A 2,386-nucleotide genomic window follows, 5' to 3' on the forward strand; every position below is an offset into this window, starting at 1 on the left:
TTTATCATCGTTACGGTTTCAGCGCGGGTGATGTACTGCTCCGGTCGGAAGGTGCCGTCCGTATAGCCGCTGATTAAGCCGTACTGCACCGCTTGACGAATATAGCTGCTGTACCATTTGCCGTCTGCCACATCAGAGAAGGTCTTGGTACTGCTGGTCATAATCAAGCCTTCCTTTGCTGCGATACGCGACAAGGCCGTTGCCATCTCGGCACGAGTGATTGCAGATTCCGGTTTGAACACGCCGCCGTTATAGCCTACCATGTAGCCTTCCTTGGACGCTGCTTCTACCCAGCGATACGACCAGCGGTTGTTGGCAACATCGGTATACGAGGACTGCTCCGGTTCGGCGGTTTCCTTTTCCAGCGCGTCAATCAGCATTTTCGCGGTCTGTTCGCGGGTGATATTGCGTTCGGCATGGAACATACCATCGGTAAAGCCGTTGATATACAGCTTGTGTTCTGCCTTGGGCGTTTCGGTTGTGCCGCCGCCACCGCCGCCGATACCACCGCCGCCACCGCTGGTAACATCAGTAGTGAGGGTCAGCTTCACCTTGGAATATTCAGAGCCGGTGTTGTCCTTGATTTGGATTGTGATACTGAAATTCGTATTCAGCGGAATATCCGTCAATGCCTTCACATAGATACCGCTGCTATCCGCAGTAACCTGCACCTTGGTATCATCGAAGGTGACAACATACTCGTCCGGTCTAAGCAGCACCTTTGCCGTGCTGCCGGTAGTCAGCGACTTGTTCAGCAGCAGCGCATACAGATTTACCGTGCCGTCCTTGCTGACAGTAACCGTGGAACGAGTGCCGGCAAGCTGATGCTGTTCACTTGCTGCACCATCTGTAAAGTTGCCGCTGTTGTTCGGCATATCCTTTAAGACAGCGCCGGTCATGTAGTTATTGTTCAGATACACCTTTGCACCTGCGTCATGCCGTGCTTTGAGCGTAGCAGGAACAAAACCGCGCAAATAAGTGTTTTCCAAATGAATCTCGGTCAACGCAGTCTGCGTAAATGCGTCCGGTAAGACACCGCGCAGAGGGTTCGTGTCCAGCGCGAGATATTGCAGGTCTGCCAGATTAGCAATACCGGCAGAGATTTCGCCTTCCAGCTTGTTTTCAGACAAGTCTAAAATCTGCAAACCAGAAAGCGAGTACAGCGTTTCGGGAATCGTGCCGGTCAATCCGCATTGCCACGCCGAAAGCGAGATAAGGTTATTCAGCGCGGACAGGTCGGGAATCGTACCGCCGATAGCATTTTCCGAAAGGTTCAAGTATTTCAGACTGCTCATACCGGCAACTGCCGCAGGAAAACCGCCGGTCAACTGATTTCCCATGAGGTTCAGCACCTCAATCTGGGTATTGCTCAAAATCGTGTCCGGTATCGTACCAGTGTACTGGTTATCTTTTAGAACCAGCGTTTTCAATGCGGGCATTGTACCAAACTCGGAAGGAATCGCACCTGCATAATCATTGCCGCCCAAGTCTACATTTTGCAGTTTCGGGAGCGTATAGAGCGCAGACGGAATATCTCCGCTCAAATGATTATCCGAGAGGAACAGATACCGCAATTCACTAAGTTCCCCGATTGCAGCCGGTATATGTCCGGTGATGTTCTGACCTTTTAGACCAATGCTCTTGATCTCCACAAGGTCTTCCGCTCCGGTGATGGTATCCAGTGTGCGCTGCTGGGCGTTCAGCAAACGCTCAATCTCATTGATGAACCAGGTCTGTCCATCACAGGCGGCAATAAACCGTTTGGCATATTCCGTCTGTGGGTTTGGCGTAAAGTCCGCTGCGCCTGCCGTGAGTGGTGCGTATAGCTGCAACAGCAAGGCTATTACAAGCAATACGCTGATTCGTGTGCGTTTCATTTTTCGATCGCTCCCTTTCTTTTGCGCCCAAACAGGTAAAAAAGAGCGCAATACCACATGGATAGTAGTCCACACAGTATTGCGCTGTTTCTTAAAATGCGGGGACTGGTTAGGCAGCTGGCTGTCATGCGATTGCAGAGCAATCGTTTAGACCCTATAGCTTTGCGCCGCAGAGTTTCCTCTGTTTTGCCATTTCTGCCATTCTCCCAAGAGTTTGGGTTTTTAGTTAATTAAATTATACTAAGTTGCTTGGTATCTGTCAATTATCACTTTGTCAATTTCAACAAAAGTCCTTTTGTACTTAAACAAGTAATTGTTCAAAATTGTAGACTGTCCGCGTCGCAAAGGGTCTACTGTTATAGACTTCAAAAGATTTCTCTCTGCGCTCGCCGCCGCGAGAATGGTGAGGGGGTGCTGCGGCTGTGGGTAACTGCCGCAAGGGAGTTATCCATCAACCGCAGCAGGGGGAGAGGAAAGACGCGGGCGGCGCGGATTTCGTTCCTCTCCCC

General features: G+C 50.8%; 1 protein-coding gene and 1 riboswitch. The gene reads right to left on the reverse strand.

All coding sequences use genetic code 11. The features are described 5' to 3' along the window. Positions 1-1,877, reverse strand: a 1,877-nt coding sequence (locus DW806_RS14850) for an S-layer homology domain-containing protein (protein ID WP_199677325.1), incomplete at its 3' end; no start/stop codon positions are given. Positions 1,878-1,986: 109 nt separating this feature from the next. Next, positions 1,987-2,078: riboswitch (cyclic di-GMP riboswitch) on the reverse strand. Between the last annotated feature and the right edge of the window lie 308 nt (positions 2,079-2,386).

Source organism: Butyricicoccus sp. AM32-19 (assembly GCF_003480365.1).
Classification (GTDB): Bacteria; Bacillota; Clostridia; order Oscillospirales; family Butyricicoccaceae; genus Agathobaculum; species Agathobaculum butyriciproducens.